Source organism: Mangrovicoccus algicola, from assembly GCF_014903745.1.
Taxonomy (GTDB): Bacteria; Pseudomonadota; Alphaproteobacteria; order Rhodobacterales; family Rhodobacteraceae; genus Mangrovicoccus; species Mangrovicoccus algicola.
Window position 1 is genome coordinate 25,922 of the sequence record NZ_JACVXA010000008.1, and the last position, 23,312, is coordinate 49,233.

Below are 23,312 nucleotides of genomic sequence, written 5' to 3' on the forward strand. Positions count from 1 at the left end.
GGCTGACAGCGGGCTGACTGGCCGGGCGTCCCAAGGCGCCCGGCCCTTTTCATTGAGGGCACCATGGCTATCCTTTCCGTCTCCAACAGCACGATCAAGGTGATGAACGCCGCGCTCGCCGAGCTTGGCGTGCCGCCGATTTCGAGCTTCACCGAAAACTCGATCAGCGCGCGCACCGGCAACGCGAAGTTCCTCGACACGCTCGAAGGCGCCATCAGCGCCTATCGCTGGCGCTTCGCGCAGGAGGTGTTCACGCTTCAGCAATCCGGCGACGTGCAGCTTCCGCCGGACTTCCATTCCGCATGGCGCATCCCGCGCGAGGCCGTCGCCGTGCATGTCGCCTATGCCAACGGGCGCCGCGTGCGCTGGGATGTGCTGGGCGAAGACGTGATTATCGAATGGCCCAGCCAGACCACCCCGGCCGTCACGGTGGAGGCCAGCGCCGTGAAGGCGCCCGAGGGCTGGCCCGGCCACTTCCGCCGCTACTTCATCCCGCTGCTGGCCGCCGAGCTGGCCATGCCCATCACGCAGGACGAAAGCCGCGCCGTCGGGCTGTTCCAGCTTGCCGAGCAACGCTTCGCCCTGGCCAAGAGCCGAGACGCGCAATCGCGCAGCCCGCGCCGCATCGACACCGGCGCCTTCGTGCGCGCCCGCCGGGGAGGCCGCTGATGCCCAGCCTGAGAGACTTCCGCTCGAACTTCGCCGCCGGTCGCACCGGCGAGGCCCTGGCCGCGCGCCCCGATGCCGGGGCCTACCAGATGTCGGTCTACGATGCCCGAAACATCATGGTCACGTCCGACAACAAGCTGGCGCGGCGCTGGGGGACCGAGCTTGCGCAATGGCGCGATGCGCCCGAGCGGCTGGAAACGTGGGTCGTGGCCGAAAGCGAGGAAATGCGCTTCCTGCTCGCCTTCTCGCCGGGCCGACTGGAAATCCTCGACGGCACGCTGACCCGGCGCGCGCTGTTCGAGGACATGCCTTGGACCGACAGCACCGTCTGGTTCATGACGATCGCGGCCGAGCGCTATACCGCCGTCATCGCCGATGCCAGCTTCCGCACGCGGATCCTGCGCTTCGACACCGCGACCGGCGACTTCGCGCTCGATCCCTTCGACTTCGACATGAGCCTCGACGAGCGGCACTATCTCGCCCCGTTCTTCGCCTTCGACAAGAAGGTGAAATGCAGCTTCACCACCCTGACCGCGCCCGGCGTGGATCCCGCAATCTCGGCCGCGCTCTCCACCATCCTGGGTGTGGAGGAAACCGAGTTCGACGTGGCCTCGGGCACCGGGCAGATCACCACCGATGCCGACGTGTTCACCGATACCCATGTCGGGCTGCGGATGCGCATCGCCGATGGCGAGTTCGTGGTCGATGCCGTCACCGATGCCCGCACCGCGCAAATCTCCGTCATCCGCGACATCGCCGTGACGCTGGACGAAAACCCGTTCTGGCTCACCGATGACAGCAAGATCGTCGAAGTCACCTGCGAGGGCCACGGGCTGAAGGTGGGCGATCAGGTCGTGTTCTCCAACGTGCAGAAGGGCGCGGGCACCAACGTGCTGCGCGGCGCGCTCTGGCTGGAATACAGCACCACCACCGCGCGATCCGAAGGCGATCCCACCGCCTATGCCGTCAAGCGGATCATCGACGAGAATATCTTCCAGGTCGAAGGCGAAAGCGCGGCAGGAAGCACCAATCTGGTGGGCGGCAACAGCGTCAAGATGATGCGCTTCTGGGATCTGCAAGGACTCAAGGAGCCGGTCTATTCGGCGGCGCGCGGCTGGCCGCAGGCGGCGGGCTTCCACGAAACCCGGCTCTGGCTGGGCGGCTCCGCGCAGCTGCCCGATGCCGCCTTCGCCTCCGCCCCCGGCGCGACGTTCGACTTCGACCCGGGCACCGGCGAGGCCGATGATGCCGTGACCATGTACGGGATCGGCGACCAGTCCCGCGTGCGCCACTTCATCAGCAGCTTCGACCTTGCGATCCTCACCGACCGGGGCGCCTATTACGTGCCCGGCTCGACCGAGCGCGCCATCACGCAGGAGACCGTGCGCGCGCCCAAGGCGGCCGACGGCGGGGCGGCCTATACCAAGCCGTTCCTGTTCGACACCGCGTTCCTCTATGTCGATGCCAACGGTGCCAGCGTGCGGGAAATGTCCATCCAGGGCGATGACAGCCAGTATTACATCGCCCCGATCTCCACCGTCGTCTCGGACTGGATCAACGAGCCGCGCCACGCAGCGCGCTATGACGGGGCCGCGGATGTGGTCACACCCTACCTGATCTGGTCCAACAGCGACGATGGCGGCGCGGTGGTGATGCACTCCAACCGCGCCGATCAGGCCATGGGCTTCATGCGATGGGACATCGAGGACGGGCGTTTCGTCAGCTTCGCGGGCCTCTCGCGCGAGCTTTATGCCTCCGTCTCCATGGATGACGGGCGCCACGCTCTCGTGCGCTTCGACACCGCGCGGCGCACCTCGCTCGATCTGGCCGAGCGGCTGACCGGCTCCGGCGACGAGGAATGGCAGGCCACCATGCACGCGGATCAGACCCTCTCCGCGCATTCGGGCTATCTGCGCCTGAGCGACGTGACGCTCGACGAGACCGGCGCCTTCCGCACCGCCGACATGCTCGACGAACTCTGGATCGGCAGCGCGATGCCGTGGCGGATCGAGGCACACGCGCCCATCGCCGCCTCCGGGCAAGGCCCCCAGCTTGGCAACATGGTCCGGCTGGTCTCGGCCGACATCCTCTGGGACGGCACCTGGACGGGAACCGTTGCCGGGCAGGAAGCCCTTTCCGCGCTTGACTTCCCGGCGCTGGAAGTGCCGACGCCGATTAGAGAATGGCGCAAATACATGGTCGGCGAATGGGGCACCGCGCCCCGTCTGGTGATCGAGGGCAGCGCCGTGGGGGACGTGTCAGTCAAGGCGATGGTGCTGAAGGTCTATTTCTGATGTGCGATGTGCAATCCTTCCTGAGCATGGGCCAATCCCTTGTCGGCGGGCAGCTCAATGCCGCCGACGCCCGCCTGCAAGGCGACCTGCAAGCGATGAACGCCCAGACCGCCACGGTGCTGGCCGGGACGCAGGCAATCCGCCAGCGCGGCCAGCTGCGCCGCGACTTCGACCGGCAGGCAGGCCAGAACCGCGCGGCAATGGCCGTCTCCGGGCTGGCCACCGAAAGCTTTGCCGGCGTGGAGGCGGGCAACCGCGAAGACCTCGCCCGCGCCATGGGCCAGATCGACAGCGATCTGGCGACCGAGACCGCCAGCAATGACGCGCAGGCCCGCATCGCCCAGGCGCAGGCGCGCCGCGATGCCTCCCTCGCCCTCTGGTCGGGCCGCATGGACGCGATCCAGACCGGCGTGCAGGCGGCGCAGAACTTCGCCGCCGCAGGCATGGGATCCTCCGGCGCGGGCGGCGGGCTGGGGTCGGACCTCTGGACCTACAACACCGGCGGCGCGGGCGCGCGCGGCCAGCAGAACCGCAATCGGATCAGGAGCTTTTTCCATGCCGGTGCTTAGGAAGCCCATCGAAATCAACAGCGGCGCCAACGTGCGCCCGCTGGCCATGTCCCGCTCGGCGGCGGGCGACCTCATGACCCGCGAGGCCGGTCGCATGGCGCAGCGCGCCGCGCAGTACGGGCAGGCCATGGCCGCCGCATCGCAGGAGGAAGGCCAGGCGCTCGCGCGCGCTGCGACCTTCTCCACCTCCGAGAGCGGGATGCCGCAGATGCCCGATGCCTCCGCGCAGCGCATGAGCGCGATCGCGCGGCAGACCTATGACGGCGCCATGCAGGAGCGCATGGGGCACGCCATGGCGACCTCGATCCGCGGCAGGATCTCGGCCATCGAGAACCTGCATCCCTACGACCTCGATGCGTTTCAGGAAGAAGCGGCCTCCGCCATCGCCGACATGCGCGGCGACATCCCCGAGGGCTTCGAGGGCTTTTTCGAGGATACCATCGCCGGGGCCATGGTCTCCACCGGAGCCAGCATCGGCCAGCGGCAGGGCCAGCTTGAAATCCGCAATGCCGCCTCCCGCGCCCCGGTCATGGTCGATGACCAGATCCGGTCGGTGCGCGATGCCGTCATGGCCGGAGACGACGCGCGCGCCGCCGCCATGGCCGCAAACACGCAATGGATCGACGAGCTTTCCCCCGCGATCATGACCGATGGCGACAAGGCAGAGCTGAAGCAGCGCATCCGGGTCGCGGCCGGGATGGCCCGCATGACCCGCGACCTGGGCGTGGAAGAGCTTTCCCCCGGCGCGCTGATGGATCTGCAAGCGCGCCTGCTCTCGGGCGGCGACGAGGAACTGAACGAATACTTCACGCTCGACGACGGCACGGTTGACCGCGATGCCATGCGCACCGCCTCCGGCGTGGTCACGCAATTCATCGGCAACGCCAACCGGCGGCAGGCGGCGGTAGAGGCGGCCGCGCAGAAGGCTTATGACCTCTCGATCCTGCGCCGGGGCGGCGCGACCTCCAACCCTAAGAACCGGGGCCTGCTCGACGAGGATCTGGCAAACGCGCTGGAACTGCGCACCGAGGACGGGCTGCGGCGCGGGATCGACATGGCCGACTGGCTGACCATGGAGGGCGAGGACCGCAAGAACGCCGTCGCGCTGGTCAAGGATGCGGGCTTCCTGCCCGACAGCATGCGCCAGCTTTTCGACCGCATGAACACCAATCCCGACCCGGCCGAGCTTGCCGCGGGCTTCGAGCTGATCCGCGACGTGATCGAGGGGCCCAACAGCGCGGGGCGCACCACGAACCTGGGCGACCAGCTTCCCGACGATCTGGCCGCGGTCTACGGGCTGGTCTCCGACCTGCACGGCGATGGCAGCTTCTCGCAGGAGGGCGTCGAGCGGGCCGTGGCCAAGGTCTGGGCGCTGCGCGACGAGCCTTGGGATGAAACCCAGCTTGCCCGGCTGATGAACGCGCAGAACCGCCGGTGGGAAGGGCGCGGGCAGGTCGATGCCGATACCGCCCCCGAGATCCTGGCGCGCGATCTGCGCAGCACGCTCTACGAGGGCGAGGACATCCAGCCCACGCCGGAGGAAGAACGGCAGGCCGCCTCCGTCTTCACCACCTACATGCGCCTGGGCCGCAACTACGACGATGCCCTCGACATGACCCGGCAGAGCATGGAGGGGCGCTATGTCACCAGCGACTACATGGGCGGGGTCCGCTCCGCCTATTCGCCGGAGAAGTTCTACGAGGTGCCTTATCAGGGGATCGGCGACATGCTGGCGCAGCTTGGCGGCGAGGCCGCGGGCTGGGTCGTCGGCGGGCTGGGCTTCCCGCGCGCGGGCGCCAATATCGCCGCCTCTCCCTTCGAGGCCGTGGCCGACCAGCGCATCCGCGAAATGATCGGCGGGCTGGAAGACAGCCTCGGGCGCGAGGCGTTCGAGAGCGGGGCAAGCGGCGACCGGGCGCTGATCGACGATGCCGACTTCCTGCGCCCGGGCGAGGATTACTATCTCGTGGCCGATACCGGGCGGGGCACGCCGCCAGTCTACACCGTGATGATGAACGACGAGACCGGCAGGCCCTACCCCGTCGGCACGCTCGACGTGCGCGAGGACATGGCCGCGCTGCAACAGGCCGACCAGTCCCTTGCCGCGCTGATGAAGGCCGGGAACCTGGGCGAACGGGAATGGAAGATCATCGGCGACGAGATCGTGCGCGCCGCTGAGGCCGGGGAAAGCCCGCGCCCGCCGCAGGAGATCCTGCGCGAACACTTCGAGAAAATGCGTGGCACGCAGGGGCCGAGGGGCTGATGGAAGAATATCGCGATCTACTGAACTTCATCTACCGCGCCGAGAATGGCGGGCGGGTGAATTACGACGTGGTTTATGGCGGGATCCGCGCGGAGCATCGCCCGCCCAAGCCGATCACCGGCATGAGCGTGCGCGAGCTGCTGGCCTGGCAGGAGAAGGTGAACCCGCATTACAACTCCGAGGCCGCGGGCGCGCTGCAACTGATGCCCGCCACGCTGCGCTCTCTGCTGCGCGACGGCACCGCCAAGCTGGATGACACCTTCTCGCCCGAGACGCAGGACCGCTATGCCGTGGCCCTGATGCGCCGCCGGGGCCTCGACAAGTGGCAGGGCGGGCGCATGTCCACCGAAGAGTTCGGCAACTCGCTGGCCAAGGAATGGGCCTCCCTGCCGGTGCTGGCCCCGACCTTCCGGGGGAACCGGCGCATCGAGCGCGGGCAAGCCTATTACGGCGGCGTGGGGGCGAACCATAGCCGGGCGCTGGTGGGTGTGGAGGACTTCGAGGCGCTGCTGTCGGGGCGGCCCAGGGCGCGCAAATCGACCTCCGGCGGGCCGGATGCGCCTGCCGTGCCGGGGCGCACGCCGGGCGTGCAGGACCCGCCCCCGCCTTCGCAAAGCTGGGGCGAGGCATTCGAAGCGGCCTATCGCACCGAGCGGCCGGACGCGGCGCCGGTCGATGTCTGGGACAAGCCCGACGTGGACCTGACCCCGCCGGGCGAGCTCCTGCCCCCGCAGGAGCTTCCGGACGTGGATTACAGCACCCGCACCGGCAAGGGCGGCGGGCCGGTCGCGCCGCTGAGCGCCGGGCAGGTCTTCGTCGAGAGCGCCACGGATAGCGCGATCGTTCGTTCCGCGCAGATGCAATGGCTGGCCCGTCAGCATGAGTTCGATCCCGACTTCGACGTTGCCGCCGCCATCGGCAGCGACGGCATGGCGGGCTTCGCGCGGTATCTCTCCAAGGCGCAGAACGCCGAGCATTACGAGGCGCTGAAGAAGCAGATCCGGCGCGAGGAAATCCGCACGCGCCGCGCCGATCAGTATGACGGCTGGATGGTCCCGCTGGCAGGCGGGATCTTCAACCCCGACAACATCCCCGCCATGCTGGTGCCCGGCGGGCTGGCCCTGCGCGGCGGGGGCGCGGCGCTGCGCGGGGCTGGCGTGGCCGCCGCATCCTCCTTCGCCCTGGATGCGCCCATGGAGGCGGTGCGGGCCGAGAATGACCCGCTGTCCTCGCGGCTGGAAAGCCAGCTCAATGTCGGGCTGTCCATGGCCATCAGCGCCGGGATCGGCGGCTATCTCAACCGCAACGGCCGACGCGCGACCGCCCGGCAGGTAAATCTGGAATGGCGCGACTATGCCGGTTCCCATCCGCAGGCCGAACGGCTGGGGCTGGATGTCGAGGATGCGCCCGCCCTGCCCGGCCCTGCGCAGGCCCGCCTGAGCGCGCCGCAGGATGCCGAGGGCGCAGCCGCCTATGACCGGATCGGCGAGACCCGGCGCGAAATGCACCGCTCCGAGGCCAACTTCTCCACCGACAAGCCCGAGGACGGGCAGGCCATGCTGACCCGGCGCGGCCGGATGCTGGCGCGCATGGTGGATGGGCCCTTCAAGCGGCTCAACATGACCTCCATGACCCGCGCGGTGAAAGGCATGGCCGACGATCTGGCCAATGACGGCGGCATGGCGCGCGCCGACGGCACACCCAACGGGCCGTCTGTCTGGATGCGCTCGCGGGTCTGGCACGGCGAGGTGGATGGGATCTACCGGCGCGAGACCGAAATCTTCGAGCGCTACCTAGGCTTCGAGAAGAACCCCGAGGTGGCCGGCATCCATCTCAACAAGAGCTTCCGGCGCAAGCGCGCCAGCGGCGAGGAAGCGCTGTCGATCGAGGATTTCCGCCGCCGCGCCTCCCGCGCGCTCATCACCGGGCAGCAAGACGAGATCCCCGAGGTGAACGAAATGGCCGGGCACCTGCGCGATAGCTGGAAACGCTACGAGCGCGATGGCGTCGATGCTGGCGTGCTGTCCACCCGCGCCTCGATCCAGGCCCGCATGGACAAGATCCGCGACCGCATCGAGCGGCTGGACAAGAAGGAGGCCGAGGGCAAGGAGCTTTCCGAGAAGCAGCGCCAGGACCGCGCCGTGTTTCGCAACCGGCTGCGCCAGTTCGATGCCCGCCGCGAGGCCGAGGACGTGCCGGAGGATTACTTCACCCGCGTCTGGCGTCCCGCCGCGATCCGCGACAACCGCGAGGCGTTCCTGAAATACGTGCTGATCCCGCACCTTGAGAAGAACCCCGAGAGCTGGACGTGGGTGCCCTCCAAGGATCACCTGCACCGCGAGCTGAACGCGCTGATGGCGCGCAACCCGACGCAAGCGCAGATCGACGCGATGCACGACCGGATCAAACAGGCCCCCGACGAGGGCGGCTGGCAGAAGTTCACCTATTCGCAGGAGGAAGGCGCGGTTCGGGCGCGGGCCGAGGAAATCGTCGAGACGCTGCTGGGCGATACCGACAATGACCTTGCCCACCTGGGCGCGCTGACCGAGGAAGCCCGGCCCAGCTTCGGCCGGATGCGCCAGTTGAACATGCCCAACGCGCATCTGCTGAAAGAGCATAACGGGATCGCTGACTTCATCGAGACCGATTACATGCACGTCGCCAAGGCCTATGCCGACCGCATGGGACCGGCCATTGAGATGGCCCGCCGCTACGGCGCCCCCAACGAGGGGATCAGCGCGGCCGAGGGCTTCCACGCGGCGCTCAGCCGGGCGCAGCGCGACGAGTTCCGCGCCTTCCTGCGCGCCGAGAAGGGCGATGCGCCGCTGTCGCGCACCGAGGCCATGGACCTGATCGAGTACCTGCGCGGGCAGCGCCCGGCATGGGTGCAGCTTCACACGGCCATGGGCCGGATGCAGAAGGAGGCCAAGCAGGCGATCAGGGATGCGGGGCTGGACTGGACCGACTTTGCGCACATGCTCTACACGGATCCCGCGCAGGCGGGCTCTTTCCGCGCAGGCAATGCGGCTGATCCGGTCAGCGTGATCGGGGTCGATCCCTTCGGCGCGACCCCCATCGAGACCTTCAACCACGAGTTCATCCACGCGCTGAAAGCGGCAGGCAAGTTCAGCACCGGCGAGTGGAACGCCATGGTGGATCTTGGCCGCCGCCTCTCGCCGCTGTTCGACCTGTCTCGCTACACCAGCGCGGACGCAGACGAGGAAGCCGTCGCCAACCTCTTCCCGATGTGGGCCGCCCTGGGCGGGGATCAGCGGGCAATCTCGCTGATGGAGGAAGCCGCGGGCGTGAAGCCTGCCTTCTCCACGCTGCTGGGTTCGGGCGATGCCGGGATGGCCCTGCAAGCGCTCAAGGCGTTCAGGCCCTTGGGCACGGCGCTGCGCACGGAGGCGCGCTTCAACACGCATTGGGCGCCGATGGAGCGCGACATCCTGCACCTGCGCGACCGGGTGCAGAACCGGGTGATCCGTAACCCCGACCGCTGGGACAACCGCGCGGCCACGTTCCTGCGCAACTATGCCAACCTCGCCTTCATGGGCCAGTCGGCCCTGCCGGCGGTGCAGGATCTCGGCACGCTGGTCATGCGCCACGGTCTCGGCCGCACCTTCCAGCACGCTTTCGGCAAGCTCGATGACGAGCTAGCCCAAGTCGTGAAGGCAGGCGGGGAGGAAATGCGCAAGGCGGGCGGGATCCTCGACGTGATCGAGGGCGTGGCGCTGTCGAAGTTCTCCGATCCGGGCATGGACGCCTCGGGCCTGACCGCTCCGGAGCGCTGGTCGCGCGTGCTGTCCAACCGCTACTTCGCGTGGAACGGGCTGGCCAGCCTGACGGCGCGCGTCAAGGAGATCGACGCCGGGATGCGCGTGACCGACACGCTCGACCGCATCCACCGCGTTGCGGGCGGCTTCGGCACCGAGGCCGATCTGCGCGAGCTGGGCCGCTACGGGATCACGCCCGACGACGCCAAGCGCATCGCGACCGAGCCTGCCGCGCGCCAAGAGGGCGGGCACTGGCTGGCCAACACCGACGCCTGGAAGGACCGCGAGAACGTGATGAAGTTCCGCGCGCTGATCCGGCAGGGATCCGAAAACGCGGTGCTGATGGCCACGGCCGCCGACAAGCCGATCATTGCCGACGGCACGGTCTACCTGCGGCGCGGCCCGCGCATCGACCCGCTGGCGCGCAAGGCTGGCCTTGAGGTGTCGGGCGACTATTGGCAGGTCCAGTCGGGCCTGCTGACGCTGCCCTTCTCCTTCTGGTCCTTCGCCTTCGCCGCGCACACCAAGATCCTGTCGCACGCGGTTGATGATCCCACGGCGCGCAACATGGCGGGCGTGGCCTCGCTGGTGGGGCTGGGCTACATGGTGGCCAGCTTCCGTGACGGGGATAGCTGGGACCGCCGCGAGCCGGAGGAAAAGCTGTTCCGCGCAATCAACCAGTCCGGCGTGCTGGGCGTGCTGCCGCAGGTCCTTGCCATCGGCGAGCAGCCCACCGGCTATGACATGGCCATGCGCGCCGCCGGGGCCGGGCCCGACGCAGCATCCAATCTGGTGCACGGGATCGGCACGGGCGACATGATGGAGACAAGCTGGGGCCTGCCGTTCCGCAATCACCTGCTCATCAAGGATTGGGTGGATCAGATGGTAGACCGGAACGAGCGGGGAATAATGCCCTAGACAGGCCCCGTGGCAAAAGAACAACACCGGTCGAATCAACGACTGGTGTTGCAATGGCTGAGACGATCTATCCGCGGAGCGCAACCTACGTGGTCGGGTCGACTGCGAGTGCTGGCCCGTTTGAAATCCCCTTCCCCTTTGCCGACGAGGACGAGGTTGCCGTCCACGTCAACGGCGTGCGGATCACCGCCTATTCGGTCACGGTTGCCAGCCGGTACGGCACCGAGGGCAACAAGGTCACGCTCGAAGCCCCGGTATCGAATGCCGGGGTGGTCGTGTCGTCCAGCGTGCTCCCCGCGCGAGCCATCGGCGACACCTTCACCCAGCAAGAGCTGTCGCGCGAGCTCGACCGGCTGTTCTATCTCTCGCAGGAGGCCGCCGAGCGCGCCGTGAGCGTCGATCCCGGCAGCGGCGTGGCCGACATCGGCAGCGGGCGCATCCGCACCAGTGCCGATCCTGTCGAGGCGCAGGATCTCGTGACGCTGGGTTACGCTGAGCGTGTCCTCTCCGGCGATGCAGCCAGCGCCCTGCAAATCGAGGCAGGCGTTATCCTCGGGCACCCTTGGCGCTACGAGCGCGACGAGGCGGCCCCGCCCGCCGCCTCCTACCTGGACACGGCCGGGCGGCGCTATCGGCTTCTCAACGACGAGATCGGGCTGCGCTACTTCGACCGCACGCTGCGCGACGGGGGCCAGATCGGCACCGCGCTGCTGGGCTTCATCGACTATGCCCGCGAGACCGGCCGCGCCGCCGCCGTGATCCCGCCGGGCCTCTACGAGCTTGAACAGGCCATCGCCGCCAGCCTCGACGGCGACGGCACCAGCGGCGTGCAGATCAGCCTGCGCGGCGCGGGGCGCCGGGCGACGGGCCTGTGGTGCGACGCGGCCAGCGTGCCGGGCACCGCGATCAGCCTGCAATCCGGGCACCGGCTGTCCAGCTTCGAGCTTGGCGGCTTCTCGCTGGGCTATCGCGGCACGCAGGAAGCCGGAAGCTGGGCGCTCGATCTGGGTGCGGCCGGGGGCGCGGGGCAGAACCATCGCTCGCTGGTGCTGGATGGGCTGGACCTTGCCCCGTTCGAGTTCCTGACCGGGCAGGCCGATGGCACGGTGCAATCGTCCTGGGCGAACATGATCCGCGCCGATGGGCACCTCAACGCCCTGCTGCGCGAGGTCCGCCTTCAAGGCGTGGATGCCCCCGCTGCCGACTGGTCCGATGACGGGCCGATGTGGGCAACGCTGGTCGGCGTGCAGCTCGACGACTGCGCGGGCGCGGATCTGCTGAAGGTCTCGGCCGCCGGGATCGGCACGGCCATCCGCAGCCACGGCACGGCATCCGGCGGCAGGCTGGCGATGGATGGCTGCGACCTGCGCGCCGTGCGCACCGGGCTGTCCTGGCTGCGCCTCGGCGCGCAGGCGGATCTGCGCGTGACCGGCTGCCGGATCCAGCACCGCGATGCGGGCCTGGTCTTCGACGGCGCGGGCCTCGCGGATGTGAGCGGCAACACCTTCCGGCAGGAGGCGGCAGACGCGGATTATGCCGATCGCGTCATTCCCGTGGATGTGCTGGCGCAGAACGTCACCAGCATGACCGCGCAGGGCAACACCCATGCCGGGACCGGCGACCCCCGCCGGATCGGCCTGCGGGTCTCCGGCGCGGGCGGACAGGCGCGCGTGACCGGCGGGACGATCCCCGCCGGGGCCGTGCTGGCAAGCTGGCTCGACATTCCCGCCGATGCCGGGCTGACGCAGTTCGACCTGCCCGCCACGGCCGAAGGCGCCGAGCCGGCGCTGTTCATCGCCAATCCCGATGCCGCCCCCGTGCGCCGGATCGGCGGTGCCATGCTGGAAATCTCGCTGCTCGAAAGCACCGATTACGACACCATCCAGCATGGCGCGTGGGTGACGATCAGCTTCGAGACCCATGACGGACACCCGTTCCTTGATGGAGCCTTCGGCCCCGAGGGCGTGACCGTGCCCGATGGGCTGGGCGTCACACGCGCCCGCGCCGTGGCGAATGTGGAGTTCGACACCAACAGCAGCGGCAATCGCGGCCTGGCCATCAACCTCAATGGCTCCACCCGCCTGACCGGCGCGCAATCCACGGCGAATGGCGTGGCAAACCGCCCGACCTCGCTGAGCGTCCAGACGCCATGGTTCGATGTGACGCCCGGCGACGTGATCTCTGTCCAGGTCGTGCAGACCACCGGCAGCGCGCTCGCAATCTCTTCCCCGACCAACATGAGCGTGGAGTTCATCTGATGTCTGAAAAGATCACCAGCCTCCGCGATTACCTGCCGGTGATCGCGGCCGTCGTGGCAATGGCCTCCGCCTTTGCCGTGGCCGACCGGCGCGGTGAGGCAAATTCCGTCCGGATCAACGACATCGAGGCGCGCGTGCGTGTCCTCGAAGCCCGCTCGATCCGGCTCGACGAGCGGCTGCAAACCATCCTCGACGTGCAGATCGAAATCCGTGAACAGATCAAGGACCTTCAGCGATGACCTACATTCCCGACAGCGCCGTGAAGTTCATCTTCGTGCACTACTCGGCGACCTATGACGATCAGGTCGTGACCGCCGCCGACATCGAGCGGATGCACCTGAAGCGGGGTTTCAACAAGATCGGCTATCACGCCTTCATCCGCCGCACCGGCACCGTCGAGCCCGGCCGCGACATGACCCGGCCCGGCAAGGTCGAACAGGGCGCGCAGGTCTCGGGGCACAATCACCACAGCGTCGGCGTGTGCTTCGCAGGCGGGCTCAAGCGCGGACATGGCGTGAACAAGGGCTTCGACACCCGCACGCCGGAACAGACCGAGGCGCTTATCGCATGGATCGATGCGCAGCTCGCGCGCTTCGGCGGCGACGGGATGGATCCCGCCAAGGGGCCGCTCGTGGTCGGGCACCGCGATGCCAAAGGTGCCGCCACGCAATGCCCCGGATTTGATGTTGCGCCCTGGTGGGCAGAAGTACAGGCCAATCGACGCGCGGCGAAGCGGCCCCGCATTGGCCTTCTCGCAGCCATCGTCAACCTGCTCAAAGGAGCCCGCGCATGAAGCCTCTGAACAAGTCCAAGACCCTCAAGGCCAACGTCCTGGGCGCCGTGGGCGGCGCCATTGCCGCGGTCGATCCGTCCCTTGTCCTCGACGCCATGACCATCGCCTCCTCGGCGACGGGCGGCACCGGGGAAATCGTCATTCCGTCCGGCCAGATCACGACCTCCGGCGTCGTCATGCTGATCTGGTCGGTGGTCAACGCGCTCCTGCGCCTCAAGACCGGCCAGCCGGTTTCGATGCGCATCGGCAAATAACCCAAGTCAAGAAAAAAAGGCTACCTAATGACCCAAACCACCCTCCAAGCAGAAGCGGCGATGCCGCTTTCCCATTTCGACCCGACCCTGAACGATAGCGTCGATGGCGCGCAGGATATCGGGCCGGCAATCGTCGCGGCCGTCCGCCACGCGCAGGAACATGGCGCCGCAACGCTGGTCATCCCGCCGGGTGAATGGGAAATGCGCAGCGTGATCGACATCGATCTGGACTTCGACGCGCAAGGCAATGAGGTTTCCTGCCACTTCAAGATTGTCGGCGCGGGCATGAACCTGTCGAAGATCATCATGCGCCCATGGATGTACCCGGCCAAGGACCGCATCCGGCTGGACACCTCCAAGCGCAACTCGACGCTGGAAATCTCCGACCTCGCATTCCTCGCCATTGGCCAGGGCATGCAGGAAGACACCTTCCTCCTGCGCTCGCGCGCCGTTCGCCGCGGTGGCCAGATGCAGCGCACCGCCGTCATCCGCAACGTGCTGGTCATGGGCTATGACGACTACCACGGCGGCGGGAGCCGGGAGTATTTCCGCAACCTGTTCGACCTGAGCTGCCACAACCGGCCGCTGATCGAGAACCTGGTGACGGATGCAGGCACCAACGAGAACGTGTACACCGGCTCCGACTGGTCGGATGACAGCGATCTCTGGACCGTGGATCGCGCGCTTGTCCTCGACGGCGCCTATGCTCCCGAGGTCGATCAGTGCATCTTCTCGCGTGCGCGCTACGGGATCATCTGCCGGGGCAATATCCCCGAGACCGAAACCTCCCCGATCGACTTCACCTATGCGGCGGACGACGAAGGCGGGCAGCCCGAGGTCGGCGTGTTCACCAACAACCGCTTCCCGACCTGCATCCTGGGCCTTGTCTGGCATCGCGACGGTCAGGAGCCGGGCCTGTCGGTCCGCGGGAACTTCTTCGATTTCCGCGACTACGGCGCCTATGTGAAAGGCGCCCGCATGGGCGAGATCCTGAACAACACCTTCGTGCAGAAGGTGGTCGACGAGGCAGAGTATCCGACCCGGACCAACCCGAAGGACATCCTGCTCAATGACGTGGATGGCCTGCTGATCGAGCACAACTTCTTCCAGGGCGGCAACCCCGTTCAGGGAACGCCGGACCCGATGCGCATTGCCATCGACATCCATTGCGACGACCCTGCCACCGAGCAGACGCAGGATGTGATCGTGGGCACGAACTATGTCGCCCAGGCCGCGGTGCTGGAACGCTACTGCCGCAAGATGGCCAATACCGGCGCCCTTTACTACAAGGATCCGGTGGTCGCGGGAAGCGCCACCGTCGGCCAGCCGATGCTGCTGGAAGCTGCCGCAACCATCAAGCACACGCCTTACGCCTGACCCGTCAGCAATCATGAAAAACGCCCCGCCGGAGTGATCCGGCGGGGTTACTCTTTCCGGTCTCGCCCATGGGAAAGGGCACAAGCTTCCGCAATACCGTTGCGAGGAGAGTTCCCGGGCCCAAGCAGCGGATCGCAGCCCTATCGCAACATCCGCGCCATTGGTAACGTCACGTTAGGCACCCACAGGAGGGGCGGGGAAGCCTACTTCCGATACGTGCGCACATTGATCGAAGCCAGCCTGCCGTAGTGGTCCTTGACCACCAAATTTGCCCGGGACCTTGTTCCATGCGGAGGGGATCAATCACTAACGCTTATCCAGCCACGAATGCTGGCGATATTTCGCCGCCAAGCATCTTCGAAAGTTACCCGCTCAATAGAGTTCTGCCCTGGAAACTCGAATTTTTGGATTTTTACCCTCATCATCTCAACGTGAAAATCACCAACACTGGACGGCGACGGAACCAAAAAGACAGATCCAGTTAGAGAAACCACTTCTTCGCCGCGCTCAATTTCAGCGCCTATGAATTGATCCCTATATGTCCCTATGACTGCAACTTCCCTGTCGCGATAGTCAAAAATCATGAAGTCTCCTTCCCTGGAAGCGGCCCGGTTCCCCGCCCAGTTTCCGAGCAAGTTCACAGAAGCAAAAACCGCCACAGCCACAACGAAGAAACTGCCATAGCGGCTATCAACACCCACAGGCCCAAGAAACCACGAGCGGACTTCACGATCTTGATCCATTGACTCTTGAACAATGTCCCGCCAAAGAGTGCCGCTTCGCATCCTCCTGCGAAGCGCAATCCCATTCCAGCCCCCCACGATTAGGAGATAAAAAACTATGGCTTGCGAGATGTAAGAAAACCCTGTAAGCGCCATTGAAAACATTAACAATACCAATGGAAATAAAACATGTGGGGAAACAAAACTATAATCCGCGAGTATTTCTAGAGCTCGCATAGGAAATGCGTATACAGTATTATATATCATGATGGAGAGTAGCGCCACGCCGCCTGCAGCCACGATAATTTTCGACACCTCAAGATCGACAAATACCTCGTCGACACCAAAGTATCTCAAATAAGACGATTGGAACTCATAGGTCAAATAATAGCCAATACCCGTGATTAAGGCGATAAGAGCTGCCTCTTTCCCTACGATTTCTGAAAGTGAGTACGGAATGAAGCCGGGTGGCTGTTCCTGCTTTTTATTCTGGGCATCCAGATCGTTTTCTTGCCGCACGGAAATATATCCTCTCAATTCACTGTTTAAGCGACATTCCCAAAATGGTATGTTGCTCGAAGACAAGATCTCTTGGCTGGGCAAGTGGTTCAAGTCTTTTCCCTGTCGATTACAGGCGGCGACGAAAGCGCCAAGAGTTGCGGGGGATTCGTCCACCTGCCTCCAAGATATCAGCCTTGCGGCAACCCTTGTCAGCGCGGTGGATCTTCTTGTCTTGCCGCTCTTTTTGAGTTCAGGCTTGGATAGCTGTGATCCGCATACTGCTGGCGCTCGAAGGCAGCGAATGGTCGTGACTTAACCGTCGCTGTAGCATCCATAATAGGAGCAATCCGCCACTCAGCCTTGCACCTCTATAAAGCGCCAAGAACAAATGCTTTGGTGGTGCCAAGCACCTGGATTTCGCGCTAAAGGCGACTGTCCGGAAATCTGGCTGCAATCGCAGCATTCAAAGACAGCGCTGAGAGCCCGATGATGGCCGGAAGCGTTAGTGGGCGACGGGCGTCCGAGAGGCTGAAAACTGCGCCCAGCAGACCGTCGCGATTGCGCACGTCCCTGGGGTGCTGTATATACCTCCCTCCACCTTCCTCTCCGGTGGCAACCGGAGGCATCTAATCCGCCACCAACGTAAGGCGTTTCTGTGCGCGGGTGACTGCGGTATAGAGCCAGCGGTGGGCGTCATCGCGGAACAGGTCGCTCTCATCGTAGACGATGACGTGCCGCCACTGGCTGCCCTGAGCCTTGTGGCAGGTCATCGCGTAGCCGTAATCGAACTGCTGGCTGTGCTTGAGGTCTTTCCAGTGCAGGTCCTCGGCCCCGCCAAGAAAGAACTCCTGGCGCACGGAGGTGATGAAGGCCCCGCGCTTGGCGTTGTCGTCGTCGACCAGCTTCATGCGGAACTTGTTCGAGCCGCGCTTGCGGTGCAGCATTTCGCGCACGCTGAACAAGCCGCCGTTGAAGATCCCCATGCTCTTGTCATTCTTCAGGCAAAGGAGCCTGTCGCCGATCTCCGGGGCGGGACCGGAGCGGCCCAGCGTGCGCCGGATCCGTTTGTTGAAGCCGTTGCGCAGGGTGTGGGTGCCAACGATCACCTGATCCGCCTGCACCACCTCCTGCGCGGTCAGCGTGCCGCGCGGAACCATGCGCACCGCGCCGCCGCGATCCCATGTCTGCGGCACGTCACCTTGCCGGATCATGGTGGCCAGGGCGATGATCGGGTTGCCCTCGGCCTGCCGGTGGATCTCGGTCAGCATCGCATCCGGGTCGGCCTCGGTGAAATAGCCCGCGCTCGACACGGGCGGAAGCTGCGCGGGATCGCCCAGCACGAGGACCGGCCTGCCGAAAGAAAGGATGTCCTTGGCCAGTTCTTCGCCGACCATGGAGCATTCGTCGATCACGATGAGCGAGGCGCCCACGCAATCGCTCTCCTTGTTGATGACATAGGTGACAGACCCATCCTTGCCGTCGACCGGCTGGTAGATCGTCGAGTGGATCGTCGCGGCGCCGTGGCATCCGGAGCGGCGCATTTGCAGCGCGGCCTTGCCGGTGAAGGCCATGAACACGACATGCCCCCGGCACGCCGCGGCGATGGTTTTGGCGATCGTCGTCTTGCCGGTTCCGGCATAGCCGAACAGCCGGAAAATCTGCGGGCGGCGTTCCTCGGGGGTGGCCAGCCAATCCATCACGCTTTCGAGCGCGACAACCTGGCCGGGGGAATAGTTCTGGGTCTGGGGGGAAAGCAGGGCTGCGCCGTCCATGGTCTTACCTTTTCATGAGCGGGACGAGTGCCACCGCTGATGCAATGGCCAGAACGATCCCGAGGGCTGGGGAAGCCATGAGCGCGGCCCCGAGGACCACGCCCAGGCAGAAGGCGCGCGCTTGGGGCTTCAAGCGCGCCAGGGCGTCAGAACGGGATTTCATCGTCGGAATATCCGCCGCCTCCGCCGCGCTGGTTGCCATAGCCCTGCTGGCCGCCATGGTTCTGCTGGCCGCCATGCGCGGTCCCGCCTCCATAGCCGCCGCCCTGCTGGTTGCCGTAGCCGCCGCCCTGCGGGCCTTGCTGGTTGCCGCCCCAGCCGTTGCCGCCCTGCTGGCCGCCACCGCCACCGCCTCCGCCCTGCTGCTGGCGCTCGCTGATCTTAAGGGACAGGAAGTCCCGGCCGTCCTTGCTGCGCTTCCACGCCGCGATGCGCATGTGCGACAGCGGACCATCGCAGGGGCCGGAGAATTGCGGGGCCTTCTCGTTGTCCTGCCGGTCGTTCGGGAACAGCGGGCCGACGCGCTGGTAGAGCACCAGCTCGCGCTTGCCGTCCCGGCTGACCTGCTCGAACAGCATCACGACGCGCGTCTCCTGCCCGTTGATGTTGAGCTTGCCCGAGCCGGACAGGATCTGATCGTCATGCGGCTTGAAGACGATGCCGCTGTTGGTGTTGTCGTAACCGCTGCCATCTGCCATGGGAGTTTTCCTTTCCTGTTACCAGCCGCTCGGGGCGCTGTTCTGGCGTTGCGTGTCGGGGGTGCGGGGGTTCTGCTGGGTGCCCTGCTGGGGCTGCTGCTCGCCGCGCAGCGGGGCGTCGGGGTTTCCGTCCCATTCCCAGCCGCCATCCTGCTTGGGCTGCTGCTGCTGGGCAGACGGGCCATCCATGCCGGGGGCATTGTGCGGCTGGCTGGTGTACTTGTCGTCGAAGATGCCGAGGAAGATGTCGGCGCAGGCCCCGAGCCAGCTTGCCGCCTTGGTATAGGCGTCGGTCAGGCTCTTCTTGGCCGCATCCTCGTCCACGATCCACTTGCCCGACTTGGCCATGTAGACCATGGGCGTGCCGCCGAAGGCCGAGAAGGTGCGCCGCTCGCCGCTTTCCTTGTCGACCAGCCAGAACTCGATCTCCAGCTGGTGGTGCTGCTCGCGGATGATCTCGAAGCGCTGCTTGCGGCTCATCAGGCGCGGCGGGGCATCGGGCGGCCCGTCGCGCATGACTTCCTCGATCTCGACGGGGATCTGGTGGGGCACGCCTTCGCGGATCGTCTCGCGCACGACGTTGAAGCCCCAGCGCCCGCCGATAGGGCCCAGCACCTCCGTCAGCTTCATGATGATGTAGGTCGGGTTCGGGCTGTCGCCCTTGTAGCTCTTGCCGGTGATCGGCTTCGTGAACCGCTTGTCCACCGGACGGAGCGTTTCCCACAGCGCGATATTGGACGTGAACTGGTTGTGCATCGAGCCATCGGGCATCGGCTTGTCTCCTTAGCGGTCAGCTTGCCGGGCTTCGGCCAGAAGCTCGGACATGAATGCCTCGCGCGCCGCCGGGCCTTGGGCCTGACTGCCAAGCTCGCCGCGCAGCGCGTCAATCAGCGGGTTGATGATCCAGTGATCGGCCGTCTCGATGGTCCAGCGGTTTTCAGGCTCCCCGGCGAACACGCCGGAGAACTTGACGGTGGCCAGCCCGAGCCGGGGATTGGGCCGGGCCGAGACATAGCAGAGCCGGGGGTCGAGCCGGTCGCCGCCGCGGATGCGGGCAACCACACGATCCTCAACCGGCGTGGCCGCGCTCTCGATGAAGCCCAGGGCTTCAAGCTCGTGCAGGTTCGCCCCGTCCATCAGGCCGCCTCCTTCTTCTCGTCGTGGATGGTGATGTTGATGGCGCCGCGCTTGTTGCGCTTCATGGTGATCCGGGGATGGGTCACTTCGCTGTCGGTGTCGCGGACGAACTCCTTCAGCTCCGCCTTGAGCTCTTCGTGGCGCTTGGCCGCCAGCTTGGTGGTCACGAACTCGTCGACCAGCGCGGGGATCTGGTTGTTGTCGCTCAGGTCGCGCCGCATCATGCCGTTGAACGGCACGGTGTTCTTGATCGAGGCCGGAACGATGGGCTTGGGCTTCACGGCGCCGTCGAAGAAGCGCGGGCTCGGCGGGGTCGCGGACTTGATGTGCCCCCAGAACGCATCGCAGCGCTCGACGTAATGGTCCTGCCATTCCTTGCTGGCCCCGATCCAGACGTATTCCGGCGCGGCCGCGCCGACGATGACCGAGAACAGCAGCATGTCCGAGCCGAGCGCGAGCATGTGGTGCTGAAGCTGGGGCATATAGTAGTCGGCGGCTTCCTCGGGGTTTGCCCAGCGACCCGTGTGCTTGGCCTCCATCGGATAGATCAGCCCGTCGGGCGTGCGGATCAGCGCATCGGGATGCGAGCCGATCACCGGGCGGTGGAAGGTGCCATCGGGGGTGAAGATCGCCTCGTGCTGGGTGCCGTCTTCCTTGTGCTTGGAGTGCTTGAAGCCCGCGCCGTGTTCCTCGCACAGCCGCGCGATGGTCCAATCCAGGTGCGCATCCTCCGTGGCGAGGCCCAGCTGCACCGGCCAGGATTTGGACAGATCCTCGCGCTCTTGCAGGCCCATCTTCTCGCGGTACATGCGGTTCCAGTCGCCAGACAGGATGTCCCGGGCATCGGACGAGCCGATATAGGTGTTGCGGTCCATGTCAGTGTTCTCCGAAGGGCGCCTGATAGATGGCGTCGTGGTGGACGATGGTGGCTTGGTTGGGGCTGGGGCCGTAGCGTTCATCGCAGTCCGCCTTGACCGCGCTGAACAGCCCGGCCAGATCCTCCTGCCCGAAGCCCAGCCAGACGAGCGGGATCAGCGCGGCGCAGGCGTTGTAGAGCACAGCGTCGATCAGCGCGGGTGTCTGGGCGTCGTAGGGCAGCAGCTTGTTCTGCTCGGCTACGAATGCGCGCTGGCGCTTATCGTCGAGCGAGAAGGCGAAGTAGTGGGCGCCGTTGACCGGCTGGGATCCATCAGGCATTGGCATTCTCGATCTTAGTGCACAGGACGCGCAGCCCGGCCGTGAGCGCCGCGCGGGCGATGGACAGGCCCGACAGGCGGGTGTGAAGCTCTGCCCAGGACGGCCAGAACTTCTCCTTCTCGGCGTACTCGGCCAGCACCAGCCGGACCTGCTCGGCCGGGTAGATCGCGAGGTTGCGCGCATAGATGGTGAGCATCGCGTTGCGATCTTCCTCGGCCATCTTCTCGTGCTTGGTGGACAGCCACAGCTGGTAGAGGGCGACACGCAGCGCGGCGGTGTCTGCGGGCTGGTCGATCAGCGCGGCAGCCGCGGCGGCGACCTGATCCTTCGTCACCGCCTTGGGCACGAACCACGAGCGCCTGTGCAGCCGGCAGAGATACATGCCGTCAGAATTGCGCTCGATGTCTTTGATGTTGGCCCAGGTCGGCTCTTCGTCAGAGGGCCATGCCCCCAGCGAGGAAAGCGCGGACCGAACCCGGTTGATCTCCGCGTCCTCGATCTGCAAACGCAACTCGGCCGGGCGGGCGACGCTCAAGGATCCGCGCGATGTTTGCGACGAAATCGCCGTCGGCGTCTCGGTGGAGCCGCCCGGCACGATGGGACCAGGATGCGAAGTCATGGATTGCCTCTTCCTCGTTGAAATCGTGGTGGGGGAAGCGCGCCCTGAGTTCTGACAGGGCACGCTTGGAGGGCCGCCAGTTGGCAGCCAGCATGGTGGCGCGGGCGGGAGGTCCGCCCGAGCCGGTTTGAGGGGGCCATGGGGTCTGCTGTTGCAGAGCCGCGCTCAGGGCTGCGATGATCTGGTTGACGCTCAGGCCGGTTGCATCGGCGATGGCGTCGAGGGGACCAGCAAGACCGGTGAACGCGGATGTTGCGGGTAAAGACACAGATTGAAGTCCTCGGCGTTGACCGGGACGATACGCGGCTCCCATCGCATGGCTTTGCCGCCGCGCTTGACCTTCACCTTGCGCCAGCCATGCACGACGATCTCGAACCCGCCCAAGAGGGCTATGAGGGCGCGAGGCTCTTCGAGGATCTTGCTGACGCGGGCGGAGGCATTCGACCCGGATGTGACTTGGACCAGCCGGGGCACGAACCCCGGCTGCACGGCTATTAGGTCTGCAAAACCGAACAGGTCTTGCCTTATGCGGGCGTGAGGGTTCCACCGTTCTACGACGGCGGTTGTCCATCCCTCAGCCTTCAGGAGCGCGAGGCTCCGCTGGGAGGGTGTCACGGGGTGCTGGCGTGCAGGGTCCGGGTGACTTTCGCGACCTGGCCGAACACATCGCGCAGGAGCGCAAGTTCATTCAGGGCGCTGGCGAGCTGGTTTTCCAGGTGGCCATTGGTCTGGCGAGCGAGCGCCAGTTCCTTCTTCAAGCGATCTGCCTCGGAGGATCCGGGCGTTTCCCAATCAGGTGTTGACAGGGTGATGCGGGACTTTGCGAGCTTCTGCGCTTGCCGTAGGGTGGCCCCCTTCGGCAGTAACGGTCGGTTATCAGGCATGTCATTCCACTTTGTGCGGACTTTTGAGTTTGAGCACCGTCCTGCGGTTTACAGTTCGCTTGTAAGCCATTGACTTTAGGTGCCCGGTTCCTTGCCTATTCTACAAAAATATCCAATTCAATCAGCGATTTGATACGGACTCCAAAACCGTAGGTCGCGGGTTCGAACCCTGCTGCCCCTGCCACTTTCCAGACGCAGACCGACGACACCCGCAACGCGGCATGCGGCGCGGGGCTTGAACAACCGGCCCGCAGGCGGTATCTGCCCCGGCATTCAGAGAGGGCAGACCATGGCGACAACCAACCCCGTTCAGTTCATCCAGCAGGTGCGCGGCGAGATCTCCAAGATCGCCTGGCCCACCCGCCGCGAGGTCCTGATCACAAGCCTGATGGTCATCGTCCTGACGGCGATCTTCGCGCTGTTCTTCACGGTCGTGGACATGGGCATCCGCTTCGGGCTGCAATCGGTCCTGACGGCTTTCGGCAGCTGACCGGCCGCTTCCGGGGCGGAAAACGGCTCTTGCCATTTCCCGGCTCGGGGTCTAGCACGCACTCTCACTCAAAACGTGGCATGCCGCGATTCGCGGCGTGCTTGTCTGTTCCACAAGGGGA

Annotated in this window: 21 protein-coding genes; 11 read left to right on the plus strand and 10 right to left on the minus strand. The window is 65.8% G+C overall.

Features of this window, described 5'->3' with window-relative positions; all coding sequences use genetic code 11:
- Positions 1-63: 63 nt before the first annotated feature.
- The 10 genes from ICN82_RS03965 to ICN82_RS04010 are packed head-to-tail and all read left to right on the plus strand — an operon-like array spanning position 64 to position 15,171.
- Positions 64-669 carry a hypothetical protein gene (locus ICN82_RS03965; RefSeq protein ID WP_193179866.1) on the plus strand — a complete coding sequence of 202 codons (606 nt, stop codon included), beginning with the start codon at positions 64-66 and terminating at the stop codon, positions 667-669.
- Positions 669-2,963 carry a hypothetical protein gene (locus ICN82_RS03970; RefSeq protein WP_193179867.1) on the plus strand — a complete coding sequence of 765 codons (2,295 nt, stop codon included), beginning with the start codon at positions 669-671 and terminating at the stop codon, positions 2,961-2,963. Before ICN82_RS03965 ends, ICN82_RS03970 begins: the two co-directional genes overlap by 1 nt.
- The gene (locus tag ICN82_RS03975) at positions 2,963-3,532 is read left to right on the plus strand and encodes a hypothetical protein (protein ID WP_193179868.1); all 570 of its coding nucleotides are present in this window, start codon (positions 2,963-2,965) and stop codon (positions 3,530-3,532) included. Before ICN82_RS03970 ends, ICN82_RS03975 begins: the two co-directional genes overlap by 1 nt.
- Entirely contained in the window at positions 3,519-5,795 is a 2,277-nt protein-coding gene (locus ICN82_RS03980; RefSeq protein ID WP_193179869.1) for a hypothetical protein, read from the plus strand. Before ICN82_RS03975 ends, ICN82_RS03980 begins: the two co-directional genes overlap by 14 nt.
- On the plus strand, positions 5,795-10,489 hold the full coding sequence (locus tag ICN82_RS03985; RefSeq protein WP_193179870.1) for a hypothetical protein: 4,695 nt from the start codon (positions 5,795-5,797) through the stop codon (positions 10,487-10,489). Before ICN82_RS03980 ends, ICN82_RS03985 begins: the two co-directional genes overlap by 1 nt.
- Positions 10,490-10,542: 53 nt before the next feature.
- Positions 10,543-12,747, plus strand: a complete 2,205-nt coding sequence (locus ICN82_RS03990) for a phage tail fiber domain-containing protein (RefSeq protein ID WP_193179871.1) — start codon at positions 10,543-10,545, stop codon at positions 12,745-12,747.
- A complete protein-coding gene (locus tag ICN82_RS03995) occupies positions 12,747-12,986 on the plus strand; it encodes a hypothetical protein (RefSeq protein ID WP_193179872.1) in 240 nt (79 codons plus the stop codon). Before ICN82_RS03990 ends, ICN82_RS03995 begins: the two co-directional genes overlap by 1 nt.
- Complete coding sequence (locus tag ICN82_RS04000; RefSeq protein ID WP_193179880.1) at positions 12,983-13,540, plus strand: N-acetylmuramoyl-L-alanine amidase; 558 nt, start codon at positions 12,983-12,985, stop codon at positions 13,538-13,540. The genes ICN82_RS03995 and ICN82_RS04000 overlap by 4 nt, the downstream gene beginning before the upstream one ends.
- Complete coding sequence (locus tag ICN82_RS04005; RefSeq protein ID WP_193179882.1) at positions 13,537-13,794, plus strand: hypothetical protein; 258 nt, start codon at positions 13,537-13,539, stop codon at positions 13,792-13,794. Before ICN82_RS04000 ends, ICN82_RS04005 begins: the two co-directional genes overlap by 4 nt.
- Positions 13,795-13,821: 27 nt before the next feature.
- Positions 13,822-15,171 carry a hypothetical protein gene (locus ICN82_RS04010; RefSeq protein WP_193179884.1) on the plus strand — a complete coding sequence of 450 codons (1,350 nt, stop codon included), beginning with the start codon at positions 13,822-13,824 and terminating at the stop codon, positions 15,169-15,171.
- A 299-nt stretch (positions 15,172-15,470) separates the two neighbouring features.
- Here ICN82_RS04010 and ICN82_RS04015 read toward each other — a convergent pair whose 3' ends face one another.
- The 10 genes from ICN82_RS04015 to ICN82_RS04060 all read right to left on the minus strand — a co-directional run bounded on the left by ICN82_RS04015 (position 15,471) and on the right by ICN82_RS04060 (position 22,575).
- Positions 15,471-16,568 (minus strand): hypothetical protein, encoded by a 1,098-nt coding sequence (locus tag ICN82_RS04015; RefSeq protein WP_193179886.1) that lies wholly within the window; start codon positions 16,566-16,568, stop codon positions 15,471-15,473.
- A 452-nt stretch (positions 16,569-17,020) separates the two neighbouring features.
- On the minus strand, positions 17,021-18,166 hold the full coding sequence (locus tag ICN82_RS04020; protein ID WP_193179888.1) for an ATP-dependent DNA helicase: 1,146 nt from the start codon (positions 18,164-18,166) through the stop codon (positions 17,021-17,023).
- A gap of 146 nt (positions 18,167-18,312) precedes the next feature.
- Positions 18,313-18,864 (minus strand): hypothetical protein, encoded by a 552-nt coding sequence (locus tag ICN82_RS04025; RefSeq protein ID WP_193179890.1) that lies wholly within the window; start codon positions 18,862-18,864, stop codon positions 18,313-18,315.
- A gap of 18 nt (positions 18,865-18,882) precedes the next feature.
- The gene (locus ICN82_RS04030; RefSeq protein ID WP_193179891.1) at positions 18,883-19,635 is read right to left on the minus strand and encodes a hypothetical protein; all 753 of its coding nucleotides are present in this window, start codon (positions 19,633-19,635) and stop codon (positions 18,883-18,885) included.
- Between the two features lie 12 nt (positions 19,636-19,647).
- Positions 19,648-20,001 (minus strand): hypothetical protein, encoded by a 354-nt coding sequence (locus ICN82_RS04035; protein WP_193179893.1) that lies wholly within the window; start codon positions 19,999-20,001, stop codon positions 19,648-19,650.
- Positions 20,001-20,876 carry a hypothetical protein gene (locus ICN82_RS04040; protein WP_193179895.1) on the minus strand — a complete coding sequence of 292 codons (876 nt, stop codon included), beginning with the start codon at positions 20,874-20,876 and terminating at the stop codon, positions 20,001-20,003. Before ICN82_RS04040 ends, ICN82_RS04035 begins: the two co-directional genes overlap by 1 nt.
- Before the next feature lies 1 nt (position 20,877).
- A complete protein-coding gene (locus tag ICN82_RS04045; RefSeq protein WP_193179897.1) occupies positions 20,878-21,198 on the minus strand; it encodes a hypothetical protein in 321 nt (106 codons plus the stop codon).
- A complete protein-coding gene (locus tag ICN82_RS04050; protein ID WP_193179899.1) occupies positions 21,191-21,817 on the minus strand; it encodes a hypothetical protein in 627 nt (208 codons plus the stop codon). The genes ICN82_RS04045 and ICN82_RS04050 overlap by 8 nt, the downstream gene beginning before the upstream one ends.
- Before the next feature lie 192 nt (positions 21,818-22,009).
- Positions 22,010-22,291, minus strand: coding sequence for a hypothetical protein (locus ICN82_RS04055; RefSeq protein WP_193179901.1), 282 nt, complete (start codon positions 22,289-22,291; stop codon positions 22,010-22,012).
- Between the two features lie 137 nt (positions 22,292-22,428).
- Positions 22,429-22,575: a hypothetical protein gene (locus tag ICN82_RS04060; protein ID WP_193179903.1), complete on the minus strand. Its 147-nt coding sequence runs from the start codon at positions 22,573-22,575 to the stop codon at positions 22,429-22,431.
- Between the two features lie 415 nt (positions 22,576-22,990).
- On the opposite strand from ICN82_RS04060, the gene secE reads away from it, so the two are divergent.
- Positions 22,991-23,191: a preprotein translocase subunit SecE gene (gene secE, locus ICN82_RS04065; RefSeq protein ID WP_193179905.1), complete on the plus strand. Its 201-nt coding sequence runs from the start codon at positions 22,991-22,993 to the stop codon at positions 23,189-23,191.
- Positions 23,192-23,312: the final 121 nt, after the last annotated feature.